The following is a 21,145-nucleotide window of genomic DNA, read 5'->3' as shown; positions in this document are numbered from 1 at the left end:
GGGGCTTCAGGGAAATATTGTCTGTCACAGGAGGCCACTATATAAGGCCCGGCTCAACGGACCCTGTTTCCGTTGCGAGTCGTTGATTAGACAGATAGGCCGCCCTTGGAAAAGTTGAAAAACTACCGACCGACCGAAAAAGAGCCTTTCATGAACGACCGGCAGAAGGAGTACTTCCGTTTGAAGCTCCTCGCCTGGAAGGATGAGATCCTCAAAGAGTCCAAGCTCACCCTGCAAGCCCTGCAGGAGGAGAACGTGAACCACCCCGATCTCGCCGATCGGGCATCGTCCGAAACCGACCGTGCCATCGAGCTCCGTGCCCGCGACCGCCAGCGCAAGCTGATCGCCAAGATCGACGCCGCGCTCCAGCGTATCGAGGACAACACCTACGGCTATTGCGAGGACACCGGCGAGCCGATCTCGTTGAAGCGGCTCGAGGCCCGGCCCATCGCGACGCTCTCGGTGGAGGCGCAGGAGCGCCACGAGAAGCGCGAGAAGGTCTATCGCGACGAATAGAGCCCGAGCCGCCGCGTGCGGCTCTTTTGTTTTTGGCTCACGGCGTCGCTTGAACGCCGCTGGTACGGCGCGTAGATTCGCGCCGTCATGATGATTTGCACTCTCAACATCGCATCGGTCTTCTTCCTGGGCTGAGCGCAGGCGCCTCCGTCGCGGAGGCATTGCGTCCCGCGAGTTCGACTTGCGGTTTCCCAACCGATTGAGCCAGCCGGTTCCGCAGCGAGCGGACGATGAGGGCTGGCGAGCAATTGAGAGATCATCATGACTGCCAATCCACGCGCGTTGGACGACGCGCAAATAGCCCAATTCATCCGCGACGGCTTTGTCCGGATCGACAATGCTTTCGCAAGTGAGCTCGCCGAGGCCGCCCGCGCCATCATCTGGCGCGATCTGCCATGCAGCGAGCACGACCCAGCGAGCTGGACCCGGCCCGTGGTGCGGCTGCCCTATTATGGCGGCCCGCCGTTCCGGGATGCCATCAACACCGCCGTGCTCCATGCCGCCTTCGACCAGATCGTCGGGCAGGGGCGGTGGCGGCCGCGACGCGACATCGGCACCTTTCTGGTGCGTTTTCCGCACCCGGACGATCCGGGCGACGACGGCTGGCATGTCGATCTCAGCTTTCCCGGCGAGGCCAGCAACGCGAACGAGACGCAGGATTTCTCGGCCTGGCGCGTCAACATCACCTCGCGGGGGCGGGCGCTGCTGCTGCTGTTCCTGTTCTCCGATGTCGGTGACGACGATGCGCCGACGCGGATCCGGGTCGGCTCGCATTTGCCGATGGCGCGCTACCTGGCGCCAGCCGGCGATGCGGGGCGGGCGCACATGATGCTGGAGCAGATGGGGGCCGATTGTCCGGTGGCGCTCGCGACCGGTGCGGCCGGCACGGTCTATCTCTGTCATCCCTTCCTGGTTCATGCCGCGCAGAAGCATCGGGGAACGCGACCGCGCTTCCTGGCGCAACCACCGCTGCATCTCGCCGAACCGTACCGGCTGGAGCGGAGCGAGGGCGACTACTCGCCGGTCGAGGTGGCTATCCGCCTCGCGCTTGGACGCATTTGACGGAAGCGATGGCATTGCACGCGGCGTTGTGGCGGGTTCCTGCGCCACAGCGCCGCTGTCGTCCGATGCGGAATCGCGAAAAATGAATCTCGATCAATGGGCTAGAGTCGAATCCTGCATGCTCACGTGAGTTCGCATGAGAAAAAGCCTTCACTTCAGGTGCGGGAAGTTTTGCGAGTCGCATCAAGGAGATCGACCGGCATCTTGAGACGGCGGCGCAGCGGCTTCACGCATCGCTGCAATCAGCGTCTCGTTCCGCGCGGGGCGGGTGGGCCTGGCGCGTGGCTCCATAAAGACCGGACCAGCTCAATATTTCCTTAAGCGGCGGGAGCCCCCCCGTATTCGGCCCGGCTGAGCGCCGACCAGCGCTTGTCAGGCGCGGACGGGGATGCTGAACTGAGCCGCAATGTTGCGTAGCGTGGGAGGCGGCGCCGATGGATAAGATTCTCGAAGCCGCAAAGGCGATCGCGCTGGCGCGTCGCAATCATGCGCCGCTCGCGGCGCTGGAGCGTCCCCCCATTGATGAGGCCGAGGGCTACCAGGTCCAGCGTGCGGTGCACGATCTGCTGCTGCCGCATCTCGGGCCGCTGGTCGGCTACAAGATCGGCTGCACCAGCCAGGTGATGCAGGACTATATCGGCATCCCGCATCCCTGCGGCGGCGGCGTGTTCCAAAAGGGCGTGCACGACACCGGCGCCAAGCTCGCCGCCTCCAACTATGTCCGGGTCGGGGTCGAATGCGAGATTGCGGTGCGGCTGAAGCGCGACCTTGCCGCCGGCGAGGCGCCGTTCACGGCCGAATGGGTCGGCGAGGCGGTCGAGGCCTATCATCCCGCCATCGAGATCGTCGATGACCGCTACGTGAAGTGGGAGGCGATGGGCGCCCCGACGCTGATCGCCGACGACTTCTTCGCGGCCGGCTGCGTGCTGGCGCCGGCGGTTCCGCGCTCGTCGGTGCCGGACCTGAAGGCGGTCAAGGGCCGCGCCATCCTCAACGGCGAGGAGGTCAGCCACGGTACCGGCGCCGACGTGCTCGGCCATCCCCACAACGCGCTCGCCTGGCTCGCCAACCATCTCGCCGCCGAGGGCAAGGGTCTTCACGCGGGACAGCTCGTGCTGACGGGCAGCCTGGTCAAGACGCTGTGGCTGAAGGCCGGCGACAAGGTGCGGATGGAACTGGACGGGCTGGGAGCGGTGGACGTGAAGTTTACCTGAGGGGCACCGGTAGTCCCCGCAGTCATTCCCCGCGAAGGCGGGGAATCCAGTACGCCGCGCTGCACCAGTACAATCACGAATATCTCGGAGTACTGGATCGTCCACCTTCGCGGACGATGACAGAGGGCTGGCTTGAATGCTGTACCCTCATCCACGTCATTGCGAGCAAAGCGAAGCAATCCAGAACCCCTTGGCGGAGCAATTCTGGATTGCTTCGCTTCCGCCTTCGCTCTTTGAGCTTCGGCGGAGGAGCCGCTGGCAAAGACCGCGTGCGGCGACAGCGTTGCCAAAATGTCGCGAGCCTCTCTCGTGATGTGCAGTTTCTGTCTCCATCCGACAGAGACATCTTGCGCCCGCCGGCGATCGGGTCTATGAGCCCCGTCCCATTCAACCTGCGCGTTCAACAATGAGGAGACCAGCCGTGAACAGTCTGTGGCGATCGACACGCTCCGTGCCGACGCTCTCACTGCGTCCGGCTGACAGTCATCCAATCATGTTGAACGACAATGGCACATTCATTGATTCAGCGCCGGCGGGAGGCCGAGCGCGCGCGGGTTGAAGCCTACGAGCTGTCGCTGCGGCATGTGTCGCAGCGGACGCGTCCTCCACCGGATTTCGAGACCGCGATCTACGAGGCCAGGCGTGGCTTCGAGGCCGACATCGTGCGCGATGCCAAGGCCTGGAAGCCGCGGATGAAGACTCGCGATGCCGCGCGTCTTCGTCTTGCCGCGGCTCGCTATCTCTTCGCGCGCTATCCTGTCGCAGAACATCTGGAGCAGATCTGGATCGACGGCGCGGGACTGGGCGCCGGCGAGATTCATTTGCGCAAGCGCTGGTATATCGCGGCGGCCGGCGGCGGTTCGCTCTACAATGCCGGTGCGGCCGAATGGCTGTCTCGCAAGGAGGTCCATGCGTTCCTCAATCCGTTGGGGAGCGTTGGCTTCGAGGCTGCGATCTGGCAGGCGATCGCGCGATCCTATGCGAACGATCCCGCCATTGCGATGCGGATCGCACGCACCAGGATCACGCAGACGCCGCGCGCTCAGAATCGCTTCTGGCGCGAGGTGGTGCGCTTCTTCTGCGCGCATCCCACCACGGTCGAGGACATGGATGACTTCCACGATTACCTCGCCGATTGCCACCGGCGTGATCCGGAGTACACCCTCAAGGGGCGTTCACTGATCTCGCTTGGTCGGCAGATGCGCGAATGGCATCGCGATCTCGATGCGATCGCTCGTATCGAGGCCGCACGCCGTCGCGCCGAGGCTGCGCGAAACCGTGCGCGTGGGCTGGCAGCAAGCCCCGAGCAGATCGAGGACCGTTGGCTCGGTGCAGCGATCGCGGACTGGTCATGGACCAAGTCGTCCAAGGACCGGGCCAAGCGTGAAGAGTATGTTGTGGTCCAGTTGCGGACCGCAGCCGATCTCGTGGCCGAGACGCGGGGTATGCGCCACTGCGTCGCCACTTACGCGACAAAGTGCATTGCCGGGCAGGCGTCGATCTGGTCGCTCCGTCGCCGTGCCTCGGGCGACGTCCAGCGGCTGCTGACCATCGAGCTGGATTCCCGTTCCCGGGCGGTTCAAGTTCGCGGGTTTGCAAACCGTCCGCCGCTCGCGGAGGAGAGCAAGATCCTGGAGCGGTGGGCGCAAGCACGCGGGATCATGCTGCTGTGAGAGTTGCCTGCGCCGCTTTCGCGGCGCAGGCAAAATACATGCGGCCCTCGCCAGGGGAGCTAGCGAGGGCCGCGTCGTACATCGTCGTTCGCGCCTAGGTTCGCAAACACGATGTGGGAGCTCTTGAAGAGGTTAGAAGGGCAGCAGCACGTCCATGACCTGCTGGCCGTAGCGCGGCTGCTGCACGTCCGTGATCTGGCCGCGGCCGCCATAGGCGATGCGGGCCTGCGCGATCTTGCTGGAATCGATGGTGTTGTCGCTCTGGATGTCTTCGGGGCGGACGATGCCGGCGACCACGAGCTCGCGGATCTCGTAATTGACACGGATCTCCTGCTTGCCCTCGACCACGAGGTTGCCGTTCGGCAGCACCTGGGTGACGACCGCGGCGACGTTGGTCTGCAAGGCTTCCGTGCGGTTGACCGAGCCCTTGCCGTCGCTGGAGGCGGTGGAGCCGGCGGTCAGGAGGCTGCCGGGCAGGATCTTGTTGGCCTGCGTGATCGTCTTCGCGCCGAGGAAGTCGGTGACCTGAGAGTTTTCCGAGTTGGTGCGGCTGCGCTGGGTCTCGTTGGCGATGTTGGCCTTGTCGGTGAAGTTGACGGTCACCGTGAGGAGGTCGCCGACCTGGCGGGCGCGCTGGTCCTTGAAGAAGGCGCGGCTGCCGTTGCGCCACAGCGAGTTCGGATTGTAGGAGGCGACTTCCGGCTTCGGCATCGGCATCTGCACCGGCTTGTAGCCCGGCTGCGCCGTCGGATTGTCGATCGCGGACAATTTCGGCTGCTCGCCGATCTGCGACAGGCGGTCGATCGAGGAGCAGCCGCCCAGCGCGCAACTGGCCAGCAGCAGCGCAGAGATCGCGATGCGACGAAGACGGTAAGCCGAACTGAAAGCGGACATGACGAACTCTTACTTGGCTTGAGCTTGCGAGACGCGAGCTTGCGGGATCTGGGCTTGTGCGATCTGGGCCGGCGACGCCGGCGCTTCGATCAGGCTCCGGGCGAGGGCTGCTGCCGCAGCCGCAGGGGCGGGCGCCTCATCGCGCTTGAGCGAGGAAGTCTGCTCGACCGCGGGCGCCATCGGTGCCGACTGGCTCGCGCCCTGGATCGTCACCTGGCCGCGGCCGGTGACGACGCCGGTCAGCGTCCGCTTGGATTGCACATTGAGCACGCTGACGGTGTCGCCCTCGGCGCCGCTCTCGATCGCCTTGCCGCGCGAGGTGAGATAGAGGCCGGGCACCTGGTAGATGATGGTGACGTTCTGATCGCGCACCACGAAGTCGGGCTTGACGATGTCGGCGGCACGGAGCGGGGTGCCCGCGCGCATCGGCCGGCGCAGCTGCATGCCGATGCTGCGGTCGCGCGAGGCGGGCTCGCCGGTGACCTCGGCTTTCGGCCGGCGTTCCAGCGTGACGTCGGAGGACTTCAGGAGATCGAGACGCTCGATGTCGCGCGTCAGCACGGCCACTTCCACCGTCTCGATCGCGGTCCCGGTGAAGCGCAGCTTGGTCGCGGCCGGATTGCTGTCGTTGGCAATCTCGAAGGCGATGTCGAACCGGCCGCTGCGGGCGTCGTAGCGGGTTGCGACCGGCTGCAGCGCGCCGGAGTTGGAGGCATCCAGCCGCATCTCGGCGACGCCGCGGTCGAAGGTGACGGTGATGTTGGCGGCGTCCCCGAGGCCGAAGCGGCGCTCGAGCGCCGAGGCGACGGCGGTTTCGAGATCCTTGTTCGCCAGCGTGCGGGCAAGGCGGGTGACCTGGACCTCCTTGAGGTCGCCGGTCATCACGCCGATCACCTGTTTTGCGCGGAGCACCGACAGCACTTGCGCGACCGTCAACGTGCCGGTGGTGCCGAGATCGGGCGAGCGGTAGACCGGGATCAGCGCGGCCGAACCGGCATTGTCGATGAGATCGCCGACCCGCACCACGTCCGAGGTCACGGTGACGCTCGCGCGCAGCGTCGGCGAGGCGATGAAGTCGTCCGCGGCCGCTGCCGGCAGGGCCAGCGCGAGCAGGGCGGAGATGGTGGCGAGGGTGGTGCGGATCATCGTCATTGCCTCAGCGGAACAGCGCCGTGGTCGATTGCATCATTTGGTCGGCGGCGCTGATCACCTTGGCGTTCATCTCGTAGGCGCGCTGGGCGGCGATCAGGTCGCTCATCTCCGAGACGACGTCGACATTGGCCTGCTCGAGGCTGCCCTGGGTGATCTTGCCGTAGCCCTCGGAGTTCGCGGTGCCGTCCTGCGGCGGGCCGGACGACGGGGTCTCGGTGAACTGGTTGCTGCCGACCGGCTGCAGGCCCGCCTTGTTGATGAAGCGGGTCACGCCGATCTGGCCGACGATCGTAGAAGTCGACGAGCCCGGCAGCGTCACCGAGACCTGGCCCTGCTCGCTCACGCTGATGCCGGAGGCGTTTTGCGGGATCGTGATGCTCGGCTGCACCGGGTTGCCCTGGGCGGTGACGACGCGGCCCTGATTGTCCATCTGGAAGGTGCCGTCGCGGGTGTACTGGTAGGTGCCGTCGGGCATCAGGATCTTGAAGAAGCCCTCGCCGGACATCGCGAGGTCGAGATCGTTGCCGGTCTGCGACAGCGTGCCCTGCGTCATGCTGCGCGGCGTGCCGACGGTCTTGACGCCGCCGCCGATGTCGACGCCGACGGGCAGGATGGTGCCCTGGTCCGAGGCCTGCGCGCCGACGCGGCGGACGTGCTCGTAGATCAGGTCCTGGAACGCCGCGGTCTGCTTCTTGAAGCCGGTGGTGCGCAGGTTGGCGATGTTGTTGGAGATCACCTGAACGTTGAGTTCCTGTGCCGCCATTCCGGTCGCTGCGGTGTGAAGCGCCTGCATGTCAGTTCTCCCTCAATCAGGCCGGAACGTCGGCGAGCTTCTCGATCGCCGATTTGTGGAGGTCGCTCTGCTGCTGGAGCAGATTGGCGATGGCGGTGTAGCTGCGCATGACTTCGACCATGCGGGTCATCTCGCCGACCGAATTCACGTTCGACTTCTCGACATAGCCCTGGCGCACGCTGCTGGATTTGGCGTCGGGCTGCAGGGTGGCGGAGCCGGCCGAATAGAGATTGGCGCCGAGCTTGGTCAGCTTGGTCGGATCGTCGAACGAGGCCATGCGGATCTTGCCGCGGATCGAGTCGGTCTTGGCGGTGCCCTCGAGCACCGTGATGGTGCCGTCGGGCGCGACGTTGATGTCGTGATCGGTCGGCTGGAAGGTGATCGGGCCGCCGGTGCCGAGCACCAGATTGCCGTCGGGGGTGACGAGCTGGCCAGTCGAGTTGAGCGAGAACTTGCCGTCGCGGGTGAACAGCTCGCCGCCATTGGCCTGCACCGCGAAATAGGCGTTGCCGTCGATCGCCATGTCGAGCGGGTTGTTGGTCGGCTCCATCGGCCCCTGGCCGATGTCGCGATAGGTGCCGCGGTCCTGCACATAGGAGACACGGCGGTCCGCGCCGATGAAATTGTCCTCACGCGCGTTCGAGTTGAGGTACTCCTCGAACAGCGAATGGTCGGCCTTGAAGCCGTTGGTGTTGGCATTGGCGACGTTGTTGGCGATGACATCCATCTGCCGTTCCAACGTCATCTGCCGTGACAAGCCGATCAGAAGCGCGTTCTGCATCGGAAATCTCCCCTGAGCGGATCTGCCATTTCGCTCTCCCAAGCGCCTTGGCGGACCCCGTGAACGAGACCGTCGGGTTCTCCCAAACCGTCGGGTCTCGGCCCTTTCTCAGCGAAAGCCGTGCCAACCTGGAAAACTTCGTAATTTCAGTGGCTTGCTGATTTCGAAGGGGCGCAGGAGGGCGGCAGAAAGGTTCTGTTAGCCATGTCTGCCCGGCAGATTTTTCCTAGTGGAGGCCCAATTGAAAGATTCCGTTAACCATTATTACCGTAGCGTTTGCCATGAAGAGGAGCGCATTGCGCCGGGGCATTTGTATCGCGTCCTTGTCTTAAGGCTTCGCTCTTTCGACCCCTTTGAGAGATCCGGGCGCGGCGACCATGGCAGAGAATGAAGCGGAAGGCGGCGCAGCTGCCGAAGGCGCGGAAGCCGCTCCGCCGAAGAACAAGCTCAAGCTCATCATCATGGCCGTGGGGCTGCTCGCCGTTCTCGGCGGCGGTGCTGCGACCTGGTTCTTCTTCTTCCGGCACGGCGACGACGAGCATCATGCCGAGGCCGCGCCTCCGCCGAAGCCGCCGTCCTTCGTCGACGTCCCCGACATCATGGTCAACCTCGCCGGTGCGCCCGGCGAGCGCGTGCAATATCTGCGGCTGAAGATCGTGCTGGAGCTGAAGGAAGAAAAGCAGATCGAGGCGATCAAGCCGACGATGCCGCGCGTCACCGACATCTTCCAGACCTATGTGCGCGAGCTGCGGCCCTCCGACCTCAACGGTTCCGCCGGCATCTTCCGCCTCAAGGAGGAGCTGACCAAGCGCGTCAACGCGGCGGTCGCTCCGGTCCAGGTCAGCGCGGTGCTGTTCAAGGAAGTCGTGATCCAGTGAGGACGCTGCGGAAGGTGATGGGCTAGCGTCATGGCCGGCAACGAGCAAATGGACCAGGATGCGATTGCCGCCCAGTGGGAGGCGTCGCTCGATTCCGAGGATCCCGCCGAGGCCGCGAAGGCTGCGGCCGAGAACGAGCTGTCGGAGACCATGGCCCTGCAATGGGCGGCCATGGTCGAGGACGGCAGCCGCGATCTCGGCAGCGGCAAGAATTCCGGCGAGCGTGTGCTGTCGCAGGAGGAGATCGACAATCTCCTCGGCTTCACCGTTGGCGACGTCACCCTCGACGACCATTCCGGCATCCGCGCGATCATCGATTCGGCGATGGTCTCCTACGAGCGTCTGCCGATGCTCGAAATCGTCTTCGACCGCCTGGTGCGGCTGATGACGACATCCTTGCGCAATTTCACCTCCGACAACGTCGAAGTCTCGCTCGACCGCATCACCTCGGTGCGCTTCGGCGACTACATGAACTCGATCCCGCTGCCCGCCGTCCTCACCGTCTTCAAGGCCGAGGAGTGGGAAAACTTCGGCATGGCGACGGTCGATTCCAACCTGATCTATTCGATGATCGACGTGCTGCTCGGCGGCCGCCGCGGCACCAGCCAGCTCCGCATCGAGGGCCGGCCCTACACCACGATCGAGACCGAGCTGGTCAAGCGGCTGGTCGAGGTGGTGCTGGCCGACGCCGAGCAGGCGTTCCGGCCGCTGTCGCCGGTGACCTTCACGATCGACCGGCTCGAGACCAACCCGCGTTTCGCCGCGATCAGCCGTCCCGCCAATGCCGCGATCCTGGTGCGCCTGCGCATCGACATGGAAGACCGGGGCGGCAACATCGAGCTGCTGCTGCCCTATGCCACGATCGAGCCGATCCGGGGCGTCCTGCTCCAGATGTTCATGGGCGAAAAGTTCGGCCGCGACCCGGTCTGGGAAGGCCATTTCGCCACCGAGATCGTGCAGGCCGAGATCGCCGTCGATGCGGTGCTCTACGAGGCCGACATCCCGCTCAAGCAGCTGATGCGGCTCAAGGTGGGCGACACCCTGCCGCTGGACATGCGCGCCGACGCCAACGTCACCGTGCGCTGCGGCGACGTCACGCTGACCGAGGGGCGGATGGGCCGGGTCGGCGACCGCGTCGCCATCCGCGTGACGAAACCCTTGCGCAAGCCAAGTACGACACTTGCGATGTTCGAGAAGGTGGACGAGCAGAACAAGATGATGGAGGCCCCATGAACCACTCCCTGGGAATGGCGATCGAGACGCTGGTGGCTATCCTGCTGATGCTGACGATCGTTTATTGCGTCATGCTCAACAAGCGGCTGACGCGGCTGAAGGCCGACGAGCACTCGCTGAAGGCGGTGATCGGCGAGCTGATCACCGCGACCGAGATCGCCGAGCGCGCGATCGGCGGGCTGAAGCTGGCGGTGCGCGACGTCAACGAGAACCTTGGCAGCCAGCTCGCCGCGGCGACGCAGATGTCGGACCAGCTCTACAAGCAGCTCGGCGAGGCCGACAACGTGGTGCGGCGGCTGTCCAAGATCGCGATCGCGGCGCGCCCTCCGGAAACGGTCGCTGCGCCCGCAGCCAAGCCGTCGACGGCGAAGGCGGTGGCGGCTGCGGCCGAAGCCTTCTCCGAGCGCCGACGATCCAACGGCCTTGCCGCATGAAGTCAGGGGTATGAAGTCCTTTCGTAACATCCGCGTCATCCCGGTCGTCCTGGTTGCCGTCGCAGGCCTCGCCACGCTGAAGGTGGCGGGCCTCGTGATCAATGGCGGCTATGTGTTCGACTACAAGCCGAACCAGGCCAAGAAATCCTGGGCGCAGGAGAATCTGAACTTCCCGACCGGCCGCGAGGAGCCGGAAATCATCACCGGCTCGACCCATGGCGCGCCGAAGGAGGCGCCCAAGCCCGCCGCGCCGGAGACCAAGCCGGAAGGCACCGTGGTCAAGGTCGACGAAGCCCAGCCGCAGGTCTCGGCCTCCGAGCGCGCGATCCTCGAGCGGTTGCAGGCGCGCCGCCAGGAGATCGAGGCCCGCCAGCGCGAGATCGACATTCGCGAGAGCCTGCTCAAATCAGCCGAGAAGCGCATCGAAGGCAAGGTCGAGGAGATGAAGGCGGTGGAAACCCGCATCTCCGCGACGCAGGCCGAGCAGAAGGCCGCCGAAGCCCAGCGCATGAAGGGCCTCGTGACCATGTATGAGGGCATGAAGCCCAAGGACGCCGCACGGGTGTTCGACCGGCTCGAGATGGGCGTGCTGATCGAGATCGCCTCGGCGATCGCGCCGCGAAAGATGTCGGACATCATGGGACTGATGTCGCCGGAGGCCGCCGAGAAGCTGACGGTCGAGATGGCCCGCCGTGCCAATGGCGGCGGCGATCAGTCGGCCTCGGCCGGCGAGCTGCCCAAGATCGACGGCAAGCCGACGCAAAAGCCGAATTGAGGGCGCGAGGCGAAGCGCGCTTTCGATCCGGACGTCACACGCAACGCTCCTGACCCGGGTTCGACGCGTTTGGGCAGAACCGGACGGCGACCGACCAACAAACTCACGTCGAAAATGACGCCTACAGGCAACGCGCCGGGCGAAGATGCCCTTCGCTTGAATTCTATCGCTAAAATCGAAGACTCATTCGGCGCCAGTTCCAATGCCCTGCGTCGGTCATAATGCGTGATGATTTTGTCACGCCGGCAGAAAGACAATGCTGCCGCATCCACAGCCACAAAACTGGCAAGGTAACGGACTGTCATTCTCCTAAACTGCCTCGACTAGCTCCAAGTGAGGGGTTGCATGATGAGGAACGAAATCTCTCGGCAGGCAGCAGGCGCTGCGATATTGGCCGCTACCGTGCTGACGCCGGCTACTGGTCGTGCCGACCTCGCCGGGGTAGGTTTTTGGTTGCCGGGCATGATGGGCAGTCTCGCAGCCGTGCCCGGCCAGCCCGGCTGGAGCATGACCAACATCTATCTCCACTACGAGCTCGTGGCCGGCTCGGGGAAGCAGCTGCAACAGAATGCATCCGTTGTCACCGGCCTGTATGCGCGAGCCGATGCCGTCGCATTCATGCCGGCCTATACATTCGAAACGCCAGTGCTGGGCGGACAGCTCACGCTCGCAGCGCTCGGCGTGCCCGGACATGTCGGGGTCGGCGTGAATGCCACGCTGACGGGGCCGTTCGGTAACCAGATTTCGGGCGCGGTCAACGACAGCCGAACCACATGGGCAGACGTCTACTATCTCGGCACCCTGAAATGGAATCATGGCGTCGACAATTACATGGTCTACCTCATGGGCAATATCCCGAGCGGCACCTATGACTCGACCCGTCTTGCCAATCTGAGCGCTGGCCACGTCGCCGTAGATGCCGGCGCAGGCTACACCTATCTCAATCCGGAGACCGGGCGCGAATTCTCCGTGGTCGGGGGATTTACCTACAACGCGATCAACTCCGCGCTGCAATATCAGAACGGCATCGATTTCCATCTCGACTGGGGTATGTCGCAATTTATCGGCAAGTCCGTCCACGCCGGCTTCGTCGGCTATGCCTATCAGCAGCTCACCGGCGACAGCGGCGCGGGTGCAAGGCTCGGCGACTTCAAGGGTAGCGCGGTCGGCGTCGGCCCGCAGATCGGATTTATGTTTGCTGCCGGCCAAGGATATCAGGGCTATCTGAACTTGCGCGGCTATTGGGATGTCTTCACCGAGAACCGTGCCAAATCCAGCACGGTAATGATGACACTGAGCTTCGCGCCGGCGACCCCACAGCCTGTGACGCCGCGCGGGCCCAGGCATGTGAAGGCGCCTTAATCCCGACTGCCATCGCAAAGATGGCTGATCTCTCGGAGGCAACCGAGCTGACAACAGCCGCCGGGCGGTCGGCCACCCGGCGTCTGCTTCCGAACGCGCTCGGTCAGGCGCGCTTCAGCGCCCGCGCAGCTTCCTTTTCCAGATCCAGGTAGACCTCGGGGCTCACATCCACCGCGACCCCTAGGATCGTGCCTCCCGTGAACGTACCGGGCGTCTTGTATTCCTGGCTCACCGCATCGCCGCTGTCGCGCCCGATGCAGAGTCCATCACCCGACAGCGTGAACTTGCCGGACTGCACGCGCATGTCGTCTTGCGCGACCGCCTTGTCGTTCACGTAGAGCGTCGTCTTGCCGATCGATTCGCCTTTTGGACCGGCCTTTTCGCGGATGAACTCCATGCCGAGCGTATGCTTGCCTGGCGTGAGCTCCTCGGAGACTAGCTTCTGTTCCGGCTTGATGCCGAGGAAGTTGTAGACGTAGTGCAGCTTCCTGTCCTTGATGAACAAGGTGTGGCCGCCGAAGCGCGAGCCGTGCGCGAAGATCACGCCCGACGCATTTGCATCGGTGATGTCGACGTCGGCGATGATCTTGTACGATCGGCCGCGGATGCTGACCGCGACGCCTTCTGGAACGGCCGATGTTCCGGGATAGTAGACATACCGCGTACGAGGCTTCTCTTCGCTCGGCCGCTCCGCTCCCAGGATTTCCGCAGGGCTCCGGTCGTCCAGCGGGAGCACGTAGTTCCTGTTCGCCTCATCGAACCACACCTTGATCAGCGCCTGGAGCTTGTCCGGGTTCTGCTTGGACAGATCCGTCGATTCAGAGCGGTCGGCGTCGACGTGGAAGAGCTCCCACTGGTCCTGGTCGAACTTTCCATGACCATAGTAGGTCACGTGCAGGGCGGAGGCCTTCCAGCCGTCTTCCCAGATCCCTCGCGTGCCGAACATGGCGTAGTACTGCCGCTTCTTCTGCGTCGGCGCGTCCTGACTATCGAACGTGTAGCGCATGGAGACGCCCGACAACGGGTACTGCTCGACACCACGATAGACCTTGGGCATCTCCAGCCCGCAGCAATCGAGGATGGTCGGCACAATGTCGGTGGAGTGATGGTACTGGTTGCGCACCTCGCCTCTCGCCTTGATGCCCTTCGGCCATGAGATGACCAGCGGACAGCACGTGCCGCCGGCGAACTGGGAATAGCGCTTGAACATCTGGAAGGGCGTCGAGAACGCCACGGCCCAACCGGTCGGGAAGTGATTGTAGGTTTCCGGGCTGCCGAGAACGTCGAGATACTTCATGTTCTCCGACAATTCATCGGGGTAGTTGTTGAACAGCTTGTTCTCGTTGACCGAGCCGCTGGGGCTGCCTTCGCCCGAAGTGCCGTTGTCGGCGCAATAGAACACGATGGTGTTCTCGAGCTGCTTGCTCTGCTCCAGGTAATCGATGATGCGGCCAACCTGGGCATCGGTGTATTCCGAGAAGCCGGCCCAGACCTCGGCCATGTGCGAGAACAATTTCTTCTCGTCCGCATTCAGCGTCGCCCACGGCCGCACCGCGTCATTGGGCTCGGCAATTTCCTTGGGCATCGGATTAATCGGCGTGAGCTTGGTGTCCTTGGGCAACAGGCCCTTTTCAATCATCCGCGGCAGCACCCATTCGCGATAGGCTTCATAGCCGTCGTCGAACTTGCCCTTGTACTTGGCGATGTACTCCTTGGGGGCATGGTGCGGGGCGTGGTTCGCACCGGGGCAGAACCACATGAACCACGGCTTCGAAGGATTGCTCGCCTTCTGGTCACGGATCATCTGCAACGCCTGGTCGGCGAGGTCCTTCGAGAGGTGATAGCCTTCCTCTGGCGTGTAGGGCGGATCAATGAACCTGTTGTCCTCGACGAGATCGGGGTACCACTGGTTGGTCTCGCCGCCGAGGAAGCCGTAATAGCGGTCGAAACCCTTGTTCAACGGCCATTGCGAGCGCGTGGCGCCCGGCGCGACATCGTTTTCCGGAACGTTATGGTTCTTGCCGATCCACATCGTGCTCCAGCCGGCGTCCTGCAGAACCTGGCCGATGGTTGCGCAGGCATCGGGAATGCGGCCGTTGGCACCAGGGAAGCCCTGTGCAGTTTCGGTGATTGTCGAACATCCGTTGAGATGATGATTACGCCCGGTCAGGAATGTAGAGCGCGTCGGTGAACAAAGCGCCGTCGTATGCCACTGCGAATACATGAGGCCATTGTCTGCAAGCTTCTGCAGCGTCGGCATGCTGATGCGTCCGCCGAACGGCGACCAGCTGGCGAGGCCCGTGTCGTCGTAAAGGACGACCAGGATGTTGGGAGAGCCTTCAGGAGCCCGCGCCGGTATGAACGGATCCCAGTCCGGCTTCGACTCGCGAATATCGAGCTTCATGGTGCCCTTGAAAGGTTTCTTGAGGGGTGGCGGGCCACCCACGCCGACGCCTGTGGTCGTCGTACCCTGCGCGGCCGCCGTCGAGACAGTCGTTGGCGACCTTGGAAGTGCGGCTGCCGCACCTGCTGCCGTTGTCGCAAGCAGGATGTTGCGTCGGCTGATCCTTGAGCGTGGGCTACCCACATGCCCTTCTGCGCCGTTGTTCGGCTTTCCTGACTTCCGGTTCTGATCCGAATTGTCATTGCTCATGATGCTGTTCTCCCTTGGTACGAAAGCTTCACTTCATTCGGCAAACCTCTCTGGTTCTCTCGCCACGCAGCGGAAGCCGACGTGGCTCGTCGACGTGTCGACCGCCTCCGCGTGACGCGCGGCCGGTCGGTAGCGGCGGCAATAGTTCGGCGCGCAGAGATGCGAGCCGCCCTTCAAGACTTTACGGGGGATGTGCACTTCGGGCTGACACGGATCAAAGCTCGCGGTCTCTGGACCGCCGCGCGGGTTGAACGGAACACAGCACGGCTTTGCGGCGTCGGCTTCGTGCTTCGCCGACCACCAGTCGGAGGTCCATTCCCAGACATTGCCGATCATGTCGTAGAGGCCGTAGCCGTTCGGCGGAAAGGCTGTTACGGGCGAGGTGCTCTCATAGCCGTCCTCGCAGAGGTTCTTAACCGGGAAATTGCCCTGCCAGATGTTTGCCATTTGCGCGCCGCCAGGCGTCAACGCATTGCCCCAAGCGTAGTCCTCACCATCAAGTCCGCCCCGCGCGGCGAACTCCCATTCCGCTTCGGTCGGCAGATCCTTGTCCGCCCATTTCGCATAGGCCAATGCATCGGCGTACGTGACGTGCACGACCGGATGATCGTCCAAGCCCACGAGGTTGCTCTTCGGACCGCGCGGATGCCGCCAATTGGCGTCTTTCAGAAAGACCCACCACTGGCTCCAGTCGGACAGGTTCGTGACCCGGCGCGGCGGCACAAACACCAGCGAGCCCGCGTAGATCATGTGCGGAACCGCGCCCGGATATTGCTCCGGGTCTGGCGGAATTTGCGCCGTCGTAACATGCCCGGTCGCATTGACGAACGCCTTGAACTGGCGGTTCGTCACCGGCGTGCGGTCCATCCAGAAGCCGTCCACCGTGGCGCGGTGAACCGGCGCTTCCTCCGGATAATGGCGGTTCGAGCCCATGCGGAACGTGCCGCCGGGGATCCAGACCATGTCATCGGCCTTGATATCGTCCGGCCCCGGCCCGCTTACCTCGGCCCCTGCTCGCAACATCGCGAACTCCGCGCACGACTGTCGCTACGGGCAGGCCGCGACAAGCAAGATCGGAGTGAGTGACTTCTGCCTGTGGCGATTGATGGCGTTCGGCATCGGCAGCATTTTTCTACGCTCCCTCATTCCAGCCCCAAAGCAGCATTCGTCAGGATCTACGTCAGTCCTTCTTTCCCAATTGGCTCCGGCGACTTTGAGGCAAACGCGCATAATGCGAGCGGCCGTAGAATCGACGAATGGCCACTGCAACCTGGACGAGCTTGTGCCGTGGCACCGGCTGGCTATTGACATATATCAAGCTCCGCTGCCCGAAATGCGCGCGCGATCGTTAGTTCCGTCCGTTTGCTCGACAGCGGCATCTAGACAGGCCAATTCCTCAGGGGGATCATGGAAGCGGTAGGCGAACGAGAGGCTTCGCCATGGAGGTCGGAGGTTGGCTGCGGAAGCTCGGCCTCGAACGATATGAGGCGGTGTTTCGCGAACACGAGATCGACGGCGCGGTCCTGCCGAGCTTGACAGCCGAGGATCTGAAGGATCTCGGTGTCCACTCCGTCGGGCATCGCCGCAAGCTGCTCGACGCCATCGCTGTGTTGCACGGTGGCGGCCGCGGATCGGCACAATTTCCCGAAAGCACGGCGGATAGCGACGAAGCCGCCACAGATACCGCCGAGCGTCGCCACGTCACGGTCATGTTCTCGGACCTGGTGGGCTCGACCGCACTCTCCGTTCGCATGGACCCGGAGGACCTGCGCGAGATCATTTCAGCCTATCAGACATGCGTCGCCGAAACGGTGCGCCGCTTCGGCGGATATGTCGCAAAATACCTGGGCGATGGAGTGCTTGCCTATTTCGGCTATCCGGTTGCGCACGAGGATGACGCCGAGCGCGCGGTTCGGGCCGGGCTCGCCATGATCGATGCGGTCGCAACGCTCGCAGCTCCTGAGCCCCTACAGGTGCGGGTCGGAGCCGCCACCGGTCTGGTCGTGGTTGGAGACCTTGTCGGATCAGGCCAGGCGCAGGAGCGGGGCATCGTCGGCGAGACGCCGAATCTTGCAGCACGCCTTCAAGGAATCGCTGAACCGAACACAGTCGTGATTTCCGAGGCCACGCGCGGCCTTCTCGGCAATCTTTTCGAGCTGCGAGAGTTCGAGCCAAAGGGGCTCAAGGGAATTGCCGGGCGAGTGAAAGCCTTCGCGGTGCTGCGGGCAAGTTCCGTCGAGAGCCGCTTCGAGGCGATGCATCCTGGTGGTCCGACTCCGCTGGTCGGACGCGACGAAGAGCTTGAATTGCTGCTGCGACGCTGGGCAAAAGCCAAGGCCGGCGAAGGCCAGGTGGTCTTGCTGTCCGGTGAGCCTGGCATAGGCAAATCCAGGCTCACCGCCGCTTTGATGGAAATTCTCGCATCCGAACCGCACACGCGATTACGCAATTTCTGCTCGCCGCAGCACACAGACCGTGCTTTTTATCCGATCATTGGGCATTTCGAACGCGTCGCCGGGTTTACGCGCGGAGATACTCTGCAGACGAAGCTTGACAAGCTCGATGCGATACTCGCGCAGACCTCGACGTCCAAGCTCGACGCCGCGCTGCTGGCCGAGTTGCTGTCGCTCCCCAATGACGGACGCTATCCTGCGCTGGATCCTGCTCCCGAACAGCGCCGGCAGAAAACGTTGGAGGCACTTGGCGGCCAGATCGAAGCATTGGCGCGCTCCAGCCCAGTCTTGATGATTTTCGAGGATGCACACTGGAGTGATCCCACGAGCCTGGAAGTGCTCGGTCGCGTCATTGACCAGATCACGACTCTTCGCGTGCTCGTGATCGTGACGTTCCGGCCAGAATTCGCGGCGCCGTGGGTCGGACAGCCGCACGTAACAGCCATGGCGCTCAATCGGCTGGCAGGTCGCGACGTCAACTCGCTGATTGACCGCGTCGTCGGCAACAATCGACTACCGACAAATATCAGAAACGACATTGTCGAACGAACAGATGGCATCCCCCTGTTTGTCGAAGAGATGACCAAGGCGGTGCTGGAGGCCGGAAGCGAAGTGCAGGCAAGGCAGATGGTCGCCGCAATTCCGGTGCCGGCGCTGGCAGTCCCCGCAAGTTTGCAGGCGTCCCTGATGGCCAGGCTCGACAGACTCGGCCCGGCAAAGGAACTGGCGCAGGTCGGCGCCGCAATCGGCCGCGAGTTTTCGCACGCACTATTGGCGGCGGTGGTGCACCAGCCGGAGGCGACCCTGTCTTCTTCACTCGACCGTCTGATCCAGGCGGGTTTGCTGTTCCGCCGCGGCACGCCGCCGCACGCGACTTATTTCTTCAAGCATGCGCTGGTCCAGGACGCTGCCTATGGCACCCTGCTGCGGGAGCCCAAACGCGCACTCCACGCTCGCATCGCGGAGGCACTGCAGAGCCCCCAGCTTGCCGACATCGCCGACGCGCAACCGGATCTTCTGGCCAGGCACTACACCGAGGCCGGATTGATCGACACCGCTGCTGCCCTTTGGGGCAAAGCCGGATTGCGGTCAATCCAGCACTCCGCGCTCGTAGAGGCCGTCGAGCAGCTCACGCGCGCGCTTGCCCAGGTTGCGACCTTGCCTGCCTCACCGCGGCTCCGTCGCGATGAGATCAAGCTTCGGGTTGCATTGCTCTATCCGCTCCAGCATGTCAAAGGACAAGGTGCCCCGGAAGTCAAGGCGGCTGCCGAGCGGACGATCCTGCTCATCGAACAGGCTGAAGCACTCGGGGAAGCTCCCGAGGATCCGCTGCTGCTGTTCATGGCGCTGAGTACCTTGAGTGGAACATACCTCACTGCGTTCGATGGCGACCGGGCTTGTGAGAGCGCCGCACGGCTGTTGGCGCTTGCCGAGAAACAGAAGGACACGCTCCCGATCGTATTCGCCCATTGCCGCTTCGGCGTCGCTTTGGTGGAAATGGGAAACTTCGCGCAAGGTTTGGCACACTTGCGGACGATTACGCTCTACGATCCCCTTGAACATCGCGAGACTGCCCGACGTCGCAGCCAGGACATCAGGCAGGCTGCATTGCTTTATCGATCGCGAGCGCAGTGGGCGCTTGGTTATCGCGAGGCTGCGATCCTGGATGCGGAACGAGCGCTCAGTCATGCCCGCGACACCGGTCACGCCAGTACATTAATGCTGGCGCTGGCACCTGTATGCCTCACCAAGCTCCTCAATGGTGACTGCGTCGCCGCGAAGAATCTATCTGACGAACTCATCCAACTGGCAGAAGACAAAGGCTCGATCTTCTGGAAGAGCGCCGGAATGTTACGGCGCGCAGCGGTTCTGGTCTCGACAGGCAAAGCCTCCGGTGCACTCGGTATTTTCACCACCGCGATCCCCGCGATGCGAGCAACGGGAACCACTATTTACCTGCCAGTATGGCTATCCCATCTGGCGAGAGCCTATGGTGAGCTTGGCCAGTTCGGTGACGCCTGGCGCTGCATCGAAGAAGCCAAAACATTGGTCGAGACAACAAAGGAACAATGGTACGAGGCCGAGCTCCATCGAATCGCCGGCGAAATCGCGCTTCTGCCGTCAGAACCGGATGCGGCAAAGGCCCAAACCCATTTCGAGCGGTCGCTCGCAATCGCCCGCGGCCAGCAGGCGCGATCCTGGGAGTTGCGCGCAGCCACGAGCCTGGCGCGTCTCTGGCGCGATCAAGGAAAACTGGATCATGCCAAACAGCTTCTCGCTCCCGTCCTCGGCTGGTTCACCGAAGGCTTCGACACCTTCGACTTGAAGCGGGCAACTGCTGTGCTCACCGAGCTTGGATGCACCGATCCTAACCAGTTTTAAAACATCAGATCTCATGCGAACTGACGGACCATCGTTGCCAGCCAAAGAGTAAGCTCAGTCCACGGCTTCAACAAACGCGCCTTGTTTCGTTGCACGAGTCTGCTCGCTGCCCATTGCGACATTTTCGCAGTTGCAAGGGCAATCGGCACAGGAGCGAAGCAGACATCGCGTGCGCTTAATTCGCGAAGACCTGTTGCACCCTGCGAACAGGCGGGCGCAACTGCTTCTCCACCTGAGTAAGAGTATCGGCCTGCTGCTTGATCAGCGCCGCCTTCGTGACGCGAGTCACGAGCTGCAGGGTGCTATGGCAACAGGAGCACTCGTATATTTTCAGGGCATATCCTCTGGCGATCGGAACGACCGCTACGACCGCTCTTGCCCTGCTACACACAATGCAACCGGCTTCTCCGCTCATTGATTACCCCCAAAGCTAACCAATGCGATTCGCATCGCCGAGGTCACATCTGAGTCAGAGTCGCGCGCGAACTGCAACGCCCCGAAGGTTGTGAGTGGGTGCGCTCAGCAACTCCTCAATGCGGCAGATCAAGCTCTCGTGGCGGATGCAGTCGAAGCTGGCGGCATCTTCTGAGACTGCGATGAGTTGACGCGCGCAGGTGTGAAGTGGCGTACAGTGGCGTTCAAGGCCCGGTCCTACGCTTGGCTGGTCGCAATCGGCAGCGCAGGAGGAGGCCATGAACTACTCGTCCGCAGCAGAACGCGTCATCGAGGCCCTCAACCGGCTGCTCATCGCGGCGATGACATCGGCGTGGACATCCGCCCTCAGCCATCAGCATGCAGAGCCGCCAGAAGGCGACAACGGCAACGATGATGAATCTTCTCTCGACGGAGAGAGCTCCTCGGCGCCGGAAGGCGCCGGCAAGCAACATTGA

General features: G+C 63.3%; 17 protein-coding genes. 11 read left to right on the top strand and 6 right to left on the bottom strand.

Going from position 1 to position 21,145, the window contains the following annotated elements:
* Positions 1-150 precede the first annotated feature (150 nt).
* The 4 genes from dksA (at position 151) to GGD66_RS06740 (ending at position 4,465) form a co-directional block, all read left to right on the top strand.
* On the top strand, positions 151-516 hold the full coding sequence (dksA, locus tag GGD66_RS06755; protein ID WP_008554760.1) for an RNA polymerase-binding protein DksA: 366 nt from the start codon (positions 151-153) through the stop codon (positions 514-516).
* 261 nt (positions 517-777) lie between these two features.
* Positions 778-1,578, top strand: a complete 801-nt coding sequence (locus GGD66_RS06750; RefSeq protein WP_183257189.1) for a phytanoyl-CoA dioxygenase family protein — start codon at positions 778-780, stop codon at positions 1,576-1,578.
* A 434-nt stretch (positions 1,579-2,012) separates the two neighbouring features.
* Entirely contained in the window at positions 2,013-2,792 is a 780-nt protein-coding gene (locus GGD66_RS06745) for a 2-keto-4-pentenoate hydratase (RefSeq protein ID WP_179737824.1), read from the top strand.
* A gap of 506 nt (positions 2,793-3,298) precedes the next feature.
* Complete coding sequence (locus tag GGD66_RS06740; RefSeq protein WP_183257188.1) at positions 3,299-4,465, top strand: PcfJ domain-containing protein; 1,167 nt, start codon at positions 3,299-3,301, stop codon at positions 4,463-4,465.
* 132 nt (positions 4,466-4,597) lie between these two features.
* Here GGD66_RS06740 and flgH read toward each other — a convergent pair whose 3' ends face one another.
* From flgH to flgF, 4 genes are read right to left on the bottom strand one after another with little or no spacing between them, the layout of a single operon-like run.
* Complete coding sequence (gene flgH, locus GGD66_RS06735; RefSeq protein WP_018321847.1) at positions 4,598-5,359, bottom strand: flagellar basal body L-ring protein FlgH; 762 nt, start codon at positions 5,357-5,359, stop codon at positions 4,598-4,600.
* 9 nt (positions 5,360-5,368) lie between these two features.
* On the bottom strand, positions 5,369-6,505 hold the full coding sequence (flgA, locus tag GGD66_RS06730; RefSeq protein WP_183230116.1) for a flagellar basal body P-ring formation chaperone FlgA: 1,137 nt from the start codon (positions 6,503-6,505) through the stop codon (positions 5,369-5,371).
* A gap of 10 nt (positions 6,506-6,515) precedes the next feature.
* Positions 6,516-7,304, bottom strand: coding sequence for a flagellar basal-body rod protein FlgG (gene flgG / locus GGD66_RS06725; RefSeq protein WP_152102700.1), 789 nt, complete (start codon positions 7,302-7,304; stop codon positions 6,516-6,518).
* 16 nt (positions 7,305-7,320) lie between these two features.
* Positions 7,321-8,085, bottom strand: coding sequence for a flagellar basal-body rod protein FlgF (gene flgF, locus GGD66_RS06720; RefSeq protein ID WP_183230114.1), 765 nt, complete (start codon positions 8,083-8,085; stop codon positions 7,321-7,323).
* Positions 8,086-8,462: 377 nt separating this feature from the next.
* Between flgF and fliL the strand changes: the two genes are divergently transcribed.
* The 5 genes from fliL (at position 8,463) to GGD66_RS06695 (ending at position 12,767) form a co-directional block, all read left to right on the top strand.
* The gene (gene fliL, locus GGD66_RS06715) at positions 8,463-8,963 is read left to right on the top strand and encodes a flagellar basal body-associated protein FliL (RefSeq protein WP_018321851.1); all 501 of its coding nucleotides are present in this window, start codon (positions 8,463-8,465) and stop codon (positions 8,961-8,963) included.
* 30 nt (positions 8,964-8,993) lie between these two features.
* On the top strand, positions 8,994-10,196 hold the full coding sequence (fliM, locus tag GGD66_RS06710) for a flagellar motor switch protein FliM (RefSeq protein WP_018321852.1): 1,203 nt from the start codon (positions 8,994-8,996) through the stop codon (positions 10,194-10,196).
* Positions 10,193-10,630, top strand: a complete 438-nt coding sequence (locus tag GGD66_RS06705; protein ID WP_092262721.1) for a DUF6468 domain-containing protein — start codon at positions 10,193-10,195, stop codon at positions 10,628-10,630. Before fliM ends, GGD66_RS06705 begins: the two co-directional genes overlap by 4 nt.
* Positions 10,631-10,640: 10 nt before the next feature.
* Positions 10,641-11,405 (top strand): MotE family protein, encoded by a 765-nt coding sequence (locus GGD66_RS06700; RefSeq protein ID WP_183230112.1) that lies wholly within the window; start codon positions 10,641-10,643, stop codon positions 11,403-11,405.
* Positions 11,406-11,750: 345 nt separating this feature from the next.
* Positions 11,751-12,767, top strand: a complete 1,017-nt coding sequence (locus GGD66_RS06695) for a transporter (RefSeq protein WP_246788780.1) — start codon at positions 11,751-11,753, stop codon at positions 12,765-12,767.
* A 103-nt stretch (positions 12,768-12,870) separates the two neighbouring features.
* Here GGD66_RS06695 and GGD66_RS06690 read toward each other — a convergent pair whose 3' ends face one another.
* Both GGD66_RS06690 and GGD66_RS06685 read right to left on the bottom strand, forming a co-directional pair.
* Positions 12,871-15,171: an arylsulfatase gene (locus GGD66_RS06690; protein WP_210321498.1), complete on the bottom strand. Its 2,301-nt coding sequence runs from the start codon at positions 15,169-15,171 to the stop codon at positions 12,871-12,873.
* A 282-nt stretch (positions 15,172-15,453) separates the two neighbouring features.
* Positions 15,454-16,443: a formylglycine-generating enzyme family protein gene (locus tag GGD66_RS06685; protein WP_246788779.1), complete on the bottom strand. Its 990-nt coding sequence runs from the start codon at positions 16,441-16,443 to the stop codon at positions 15,454-15,456.
* A gap of 416 nt (positions 16,444-16,859) precedes the next feature.
* Here GGD66_RS06685 and GGD66_RS06680 point away from each other — a divergent pair, with 416 nt between their 5' ends.
* Both GGD66_RS06680 and GGD66_RS06675 read left to right on the top strand, forming a co-directional pair.
* Positions 16,860-20,255, top strand: a complete 3,396-nt coding sequence (locus GGD66_RS06680) for an AAA family ATPase (protein WP_183257186.1) — start codon at positions 16,860-16,862, stop codon at positions 20,253-20,255.
* A 692-nt stretch (positions 20,256-20,947) separates the two neighbouring features.
* On the top strand, positions 20,948-21,145 hold the full coding sequence (locus GGD66_RS06675; RefSeq protein ID WP_183257184.1) for a hypothetical protein: 198 nt from the start codon (positions 20,948-20,950) through the stop codon (positions 21,143-21,145).

This window comes from Bradyrhizobium sp. CIR48, from assembly GCF_014198315.1.
In the GTDB taxonomy this organism is placed as follows: Bacteria; Pseudomonadota; Alphaproteobacteria; order Rhizobiales; family Xanthobacteraceae; genus Bradyrhizobium.
Note: the sequence above shows the minus strand (reverse complement) of the source record. Positions and strands in the feature narration are given on the sequence as shown.